7 protein-coding genes are annotated in these 5,815 nt (G+C 60.6%); 3 read left to right on the top strand and 4 right to left on the bottom strand.

Annotation, left to right across the window (positions count from 1 at the left end; translation table 11 throughout):
- From cysS to disA, 4 genes are all read right to left on the bottom strand, one after another.
- A partial coding sequence (cysS, locus tag AB5164_RS09670; protein ID WP_368148051.1) for a cysteine--tRNA ligase occupies nucleotides 1-1,336 on the bottom strand: 1,336 nt, incomplete at its 3' end.
- A 3-nt stretch (nucleotides 1,337-1,339) separates the two neighbouring features.
- On the bottom strand, nucleotides 1,340-1,834 hold the full coding sequence (ispF, locus tag AB5164_RS09665) for a 2-C-methyl-D-erythritol 2,4-cyclodiphosphate synthase (RefSeq protein ID WP_006234975.1): 495 nt from the start codon (nucleotides 1,832-1,834) through the stop codon (nucleotides 1,340-1,342).
- Nucleotides 1,824-2,552 (bottom strand): 2-C-methyl-D-erythritol 4-phosphate cytidylyltransferase, encoded by a 729-nt coding sequence (gene ispD, locus AB5164_RS09660; protein ID WP_035137545.1) that lies wholly within the window; start codon nucleotides 2,550-2,552, stop codon nucleotides 1,824-1,826. The genes ispF and ispD overlap by 11 nt, the downstream gene beginning before the upstream one ends.
- Nucleotides 2,552-3,592, bottom strand: a complete 1,041-nt coding sequence (disA, locus tag AB5164_RS09655) for a DNA integrity scanning diadenylate cyclase DisA (protein ID WP_006234973.1) — start codon at nucleotides 3,590-3,592, stop codon at nucleotides 2,552-2,554. Before disA ends, ispD begins: the two co-directional genes overlap by 1 nt.
- A 374-nt stretch (nucleotides 3,593-3,966) precedes the next feature.
- Here disA and AB5164_RS09650 point away from each other — a divergent pair, with 374 nt between their 5' ends.
- The 3 genes from AB5164_RS09650 (at nucleotide 3,967) to AB5164_RS09640 (ending at nucleotide 5,745) form a co-directional block, all read left to right on the top strand.
- Complete coding sequence (locus AB5164_RS09650) at nucleotides 3,967-4,545, top strand: manganese efflux pump MntP (protein WP_368132455.1); 579 nt, start codon at nucleotides 3,967-3,969, stop codon at nucleotides 4,543-4,545.
- Between the two features lie 120 nt (nucleotides 4,546-4,665).
- Nucleotides 4,666-5,136, top strand: a complete 471-nt coding sequence (locus AB5164_RS09645) for a helix-turn-helix domain-containing protein (RefSeq protein WP_368142465.1) — start codon at nucleotides 4,666-4,668, stop codon at nucleotides 5,134-5,136.
- Nucleotides 5,137-5,139: 3 nt separating this feature from the next.
- A complete protein-coding gene (locus AB5164_RS09640) occupies nucleotides 5,140-5,745 on the top strand; it encodes a HipA N-terminal domain-containing protein (RefSeq protein ID WP_368142464.1) in 606 nt (201 codons plus the stop codon).
- Nucleotides 5,746-5,815 lie beyond the last annotated feature (70 nt).

Below are 5,815 nucleotides of genomic sequence, written 5' to 3'. Positions count from 1 at the left end.
TCTTGGCAGCGGCCTCGTCCACGTCGTCGCCCGTGTAGGCAACCAAACCGGCGGCAACGCCCAGCAGGCCCAGCGGCAACTCGACCTTGGGCTCGGGAAGCTCAACGCCAAACGTATCGAGCAGCTCGGCCAGCGTATCGGCGGCAGCCAGGACTGCGGCCTTGTCGGCAGCATCGCCCGCCTGCTCCAGATACTGATTGCACTCGGTGACAAAGCCAAAGACAGCACCCATGGCACCGGCGGTGTTAAAGTCGTCGTCCATGCACTCCTTAAAGGCGGCGCGGGTCTCGGCGGCCTTGGCGGCAAACGCCTCGGCGGCAGCCGCATCGGCATCGGCCGTCGCATGGTTCGCAGCCCAACGAAGGTTCTCGACCGTACCGGCAATACGCGTGAGCGAATTCTCGGCACCCTCCAGGCGCTCCCAGGAGAAGTCGAGCGGCGAGCGATAGCTCGTCTGCAGCATCAACAGGCGCAGGGCCGCGGCAGAGTGCTGCTCGAGCACCTCGGCCAGCGTAAAGAAGTTTCCGAGCGACTTGGACATCTTCTCGCCGTCAACCAGCAGCATGCCCGTGTGCATCCAGGTGTTGGAGAAGCCCTGGTGCCAGGCGCAGGTGGCCTGGGCGCACTCGTTCTCGTGATGCGGGAAGGCAAGGTCGGAGCCGCCGCCGTGGATGTCGATCGGGGTGCCCAGGTAGCGATGCACCATGGCAGCGCACTCGGTGTGCCAACCGGGACGGCCCTCGCCCCAGGGACTCGGCCAGCTGGGTTCGCCGGGCTTGGCGGCCTTCCACAGGGCAAAGTCGAGCGGGTCGTTCTTGTCCTCGTTCTCCTCGATACGCGCACCAACCATAAGGTCATCGATGTTGCGGCCCGAGACCTGGCCATAGTTGGGATCGCTGCGCACGGCAAAGTACACATCGCCGTTATCGGCGGCGTAAGCATGGCCCTGCTCGATGAGCGTCTTGATCATGGCGATCATGGGGCCGATCTCCTTGGTGGCGCGGGGGCGCACATCGGGATCGAGCACGTTGGCGGCGCGCATGACGCCAATGAACTTATCCGAGAACTCCGTCGCGACCTCGGCGGCCGTACGGCCCTGCTCGTTGGCGCGCTTGATGATCTTGTCGTCGACATCGGTGAGGTTCTGGGCGAACGTGACCTCGTAGCCGCTCGCGATGAGCCAGCGGCGAATCACGTCAAAGCTGATGAACGTGCGGGCGTTGCCGATGTGGATGTTGTCGTAGACCGTGGGGCCGCACACGTACATGCGGACCTTGCCGGACTCGATGGGCTGGAACTCTTCCTTTTTATGGGTAGCGCTGTTGTAGATACGCATTCGTTACTCCTTAACGGTTTTCTGTAGCAGGCAGACGGCCCAGGCGCCGATTCCCTCGCCCTGGCCTTCCCAACCGAGCTTTTCGGTCGTAGTGGCGGCGACGCCCACGTTTTCGACGTCAACGCCCAGGGCATGGGCAAGGTTGGCGCGCATGGCATCGCGGTGCGGGGTGATCTTGGGTTGCTGACAGGCAATGGTGCAATCGGCATCGACAAACTCGAAGCCCAGCTCGCGCGCATAGTCCATCACGCGAGCGAGCAGCACCATCGAATCGGCACCCTCATAGGCGGGGTCGGTATCGGGGAATAGCTTGCCGATGTCTCCCCCGCGACAGGCGCCCAGAATGGCGTCGGCCAAGGCGTGCGCGAGCACATCAGCATCCGAGTGGCCCAGCAGGCCGCGCTCGTAGGGAATGTCGACACCGCCGATGATACATCGACGCCCCTCCACCAGACGGTGAACGTCGTAGCCATGGCCAATGCGCAGGTTACTGAACATGGGGAAGATCCTCTCCCTCGGCCATGCGACCGAGCAGAATCGCGGTTACGGGACGCAGGTCCTCGGGCACCGTCACCTTAAGGTTATCGCGTGGGCTCTGGACACAGCGGACGCGCCCGCCCATGCGCTCGACCAGCGACGAATCATCGGTACCGATAAAGCCCTCGGCAATGGCTGCAGCGTGGGCGCGCTTCATAGCATCGACGCTAAAGATCTGCGGCGTCTGCGCGGCCCAGTACAGCTCGCGCGGCGGCGTCTCGACGATGTTGTCGCCATCGACGATCTTGAGCGTGTCGATCGCGGGCTGGCCGCACACGACACCGTCGAGAGCACGGTCGCTCACGAGCACGTCGATAGCGTGGTCGATGGCCTCGGTCGTAATGAGCGGACGAGCGCCATCGTGAATGGCGACGTATTCAAAGCCCGCCGGAACCGCATGCACGCCGGCACGGGTGGAATCCTGACGGGTATCGCCGGCATCGGCAAAGCTGATGGGCGTGTCATAGTCAAACGGGTCGATGGCCAGGCGGCGCATCTCGGCACGGCGCTCGGCAGGACACACCACTACAATGTGGCCGACCTTGTCGCTACGATCGAACGCGCGGATGGACCAGCTCATGAGCGGACGGCCCGCCACGTTAACGAGCTGCTTGCCGCCGGGGTTACCAAAGCGCTGGCCGCTGCCACCGGCAACGACCACGGCGCATACGGGCGCCATTATGCGTTCCCCTGTTTGGTGCCCTTCATGCGGTACAGCGAGTCCGCAAGAATGGCAGGGTTGTTGACGCCAAAGTCGCCCAGGCGCTCCGGATCCTCGCTGATGTCATCCATGAGCTCCTGCAGCGAGCCGTACTCGTCGACGATCTTCTCGGCCACGCCGTCGCGCACGACGGACACGCGCGAAAGCGTGCGCAGGCCCAGCGGTGTCATGACGGAGTCCTCGTCCAGGTCGTCGTAACCCAGAACCGCCGCCACATGCTGCGGGTCGGACAGGTCCTTAGGCGTCATGCGAGCGAGCTCGGCGCGGATCTTCTCGGCGTTGGCCTCAGAGGAATCGCTTGCGTAGTCGCGGATCATCAGGTCGTATTCGGTATCCATGCTGGAGCCCGCGAGCTGCTCGAGCTGCATCTGCACGAGCTTGCCCTGGTTACCCAGCTTAACGATGCAATCCTTAAGCTCGGTCTTTGCCTGCTGCATGATCTCGAAGCTCGAGAAAATACCGGTAATGTCGGCGAGCGTGACGTAGTCGTCGAGCTCGAGGGCCGTCAGGCGCAGCAGGGAGCGATCGAGCGACTGACGGGTAGTCTGGAGCGTGGCGACGAGCTGGTTGACCGAGCTCATGATGGTGGTGACGGGCTGGATCTCGTAGCTCTTGCCGTGAACGTACACGTTGACGACGGCGCGACGAGCCGAAACCGAGATCACGATGGCATCAGTGAGCACCGACATGCGAGCGGCAGTACGGTGACGCATGCCCGTCTCGCTCGTGGCAAGCGAGGGATCGGGATTGAGGTGGAAGTTGGCGCGCAGGATCTGGGTGAGGTCGCCATCGATAACGATGGCGCCGTCCATCTTGGAAAGCTCGAACAAGCGGTTCGAGGTAAACGAAATGTTGAGCGGGAAGCCGTCGTTACCGGCGGCGAGCACGTTTTCGGTGTCGCCGACGCAGATAAGGGCGCCCAGGTGACCGGCAATGATCATGTCGAGGGCGGTGCGGATCGGCTGGCCGGGGGCAGTCAGGCGAATAGCCTGTTCCATACGCTTTTGCAGCTCGTTCTTATCCAAGGCATCGCTCCCATCGTATACGCTCCATAAACGCTAAATAGTTTCTCACGGTTTGTCCCTGCGGCGCTTGCGAAATCCGATGCTTACAGAATGAGCGAACACAGCTGAGAGCCCCAATCCAAATGAGCTGCTTATGTGGTAGCATCGGGATTCGCATAAATGAGGGAGTAGTCGCGTGATCGGGTTCGCCTCCGGTGGCGCGGCAAGTCAACACACTGGCCGATGCGGCCTGGCTTGCCTTAATGAACGAGACTCGTGGCTGTGCGCGCAACGCGTACGCCACGGGTCTTTTTTGTTACTCCCCCAAGAGGTACACGCGGGCCCGCCCGCAGAGAGGGAGCCAGACTATGGGACTCGCAGAGCTCGTGTTGCTCGCCGTTGGCCTTTCGATGGACGCCTTTGCCGTTTCCATCTGCAAGGGCCTTGGCATGAAGAAGATCAACCTTAAAGTCGCCGTGGTGCTCGGCCTGTTCTTTGGCGGCTTTCAGGCCGGCATGCCCGTAATCGGATGGGCGCTCGGCAGTCAATTCATGGGCATCATCGGACCCATCGACCATTGGATCGCCTTTATCCTATTGGCCTTTATCGGCGGCAAAATGCTGTGGGAAGCCTTTACCGAAGACGAGGATGAAGGCGACGGCAAGGATGCCGAAAAAATCGACCTGGGCGAGTACCTGATCCTTGCCATCGCAACCTCAATCGACGCCCTGGCCGTAGGCATCTCATTTGCCGCACTCTCGGTCGACATCGTCCCCGCCGTGTCGCTCATAGGCATCACGACCTTCATCTTCTCCGTTGCCGGCGTGGCGATTGGCCGCATCTTTGGCGCGCGCTACGAAAAGCCCGCCACCATCGTGGGCGGCGTTGTACTCATCCTCATCGGCCTCAAGATTTTGCTGGAGCACCTAGGGATTTTGGTGCTGTAAAACACCCTTCAAAACTAAACGTCCGTATGAGGCCTCATGCAGAGTTTTGCATGAGGCCTTTTCATGCAGACTTTTGCATGTCATACTAGGATGCAAAAGTCTGCACGTTAGGAGATTGCCATGGATACCCTTCCCATCACCACGCCGCGCCAAGCCGGCATCTACGTGCGTCAGGCGCGCGAGGCGCAGGGGATCACCCGTGCCGCCCTCGCTAAAAAAGCCGGTGTTTCGGAACGCCTGCTCGCATCGCTCGAGCTGGGAGATGCCACCGGCATTCGGCTCGACAAGCTTCTGGCAGTTTTCGGTGCTCTCGGACTGGCTCTCGTTGCTCAAGGGAATATCGACGACACGAAACATGAGCAGCCAGCCGACGCCCCGCATGCCGATTTGCAACCTTGTAGCACCCCCAGGTGCCATCACGCTCAACGTCTTCACCATCGCAACCGACGCGGCGCAGCCATTCCAGCTCTTCCAGATACCCCCTTTACGTCCGAGCTCTACGACAAGGCCTTCGCCGATTTCGCCATGTCCAATCTCGGAGTCTCGATTGCCGCAAACCCATCTGCCCAAACCAGGCCCAAAGGGAGGTAGCCAATGGCCAGCAAAACGCTTCGGACTATTATTTGCGGCGTACCTGCGGGAACGCTCATGCAAGATGAGAGCGGTCTAGTCAGTTTTGCCTACGATCAAGATTATGACGGGCCAGCCCTATCGACCAACATACCCGTATCGAATCGCACATACGGACAACAGGTCATGAATCCGTACCTGTTTGGCCTTCTACCCGACAGCGAGGACCAACGAAAAGCGATTGCCGCCGAATTCGACGTTAGGCCCAACAATCCCGTTGCGTTGCTCAGCCATATCGGACTCGACTGTCCGGGCGGAGTGCAGTTTTGTGCCGAAGAAGATGCCGACGCCGTCCTGCATCGCGCTGGCGAATACCGCCCTATAGACGACCACGAAATTGCTCTTCGTCTCAAGTCGATCAGAGATGACCGCGATGCATCGTGGATGGGTCTAGATGAAAGTTGGTCACTTGGAGGCAACCAGGGCAAGTTCGCGCTCGCGTTCATAAACGGCCGCTGGTGCGAATGCATGGGCTCCTCGCCCACGACGCATATTTTCAAAAATGGCGTTATCGGATTTAAACTCGAGGCTCTCAATGAGTTTGTCTGCATGAAAAGCGCCCAGTGTTAGCGCCGGGCGATTTTAGCCGCTAATAGTCAAACGATTTTGACCAATCCCGGTCACCGAATAATGGCCACCG

It is taken from the genome of Collinsella aerofaciens (assembly GCF_040915425.1).
Classification (GTDB): domain Bacteria; phylum Actinomycetota; class Coriobacteriia; order Coriobacteriales; family Coriobacteriaceae; genus Collinsella; species Collinsella aerofaciens_BW.
Note: the sequence above shows the minus strand (reverse complement) of the source record. Positions and strands in the feature narration are given on the sequence as shown.

Bases quoted from the DNA above. Each gene is read 5' to 3' on its own strand.
- ispF (WP_006234975.1), bottom strand. From the start codon at position 1,834: ATGTTCAGTAACCTGCGCATTGGCCATGGCTACGACGTTCACCGTCTG.
- ispD (WP_035137545.1), bottom strand. From the start codon at position 2,552: ATGGCGCCCGTATGCGCCGTGGTCGTTGCCGGTGGCAGCGGCCAGCGC.
- disA (WP_006234973.1), bottom strand. From the start codon at position 3,592: ATGGAACAGGCTATTCGCCTGACTGCCCCCGGCCAGCCGATCCGCACC.
- AB5164_RS09650 (WP_368132455.1), top strand. From the start codon at position 3,967: ATGGGACTCGCAGAGCTCGTGTTGCTCGCCGTTGGCCTTTCGATGGAC.
- AB5164_RS09645 (WP_368142465.1), top strand. From the start codon at position 4,666: ATGGATACCCTTCCCATCACCACGCCGCGCCAAGCCGGCATCTACGTG.
- AB5164_RS09640 (WP_368142464.1), top strand. From the start codon at position 5,140: ATGGCCAGCAAAACGCTTCGGACTATTATTTGCGGCGTACCTGCGGGA.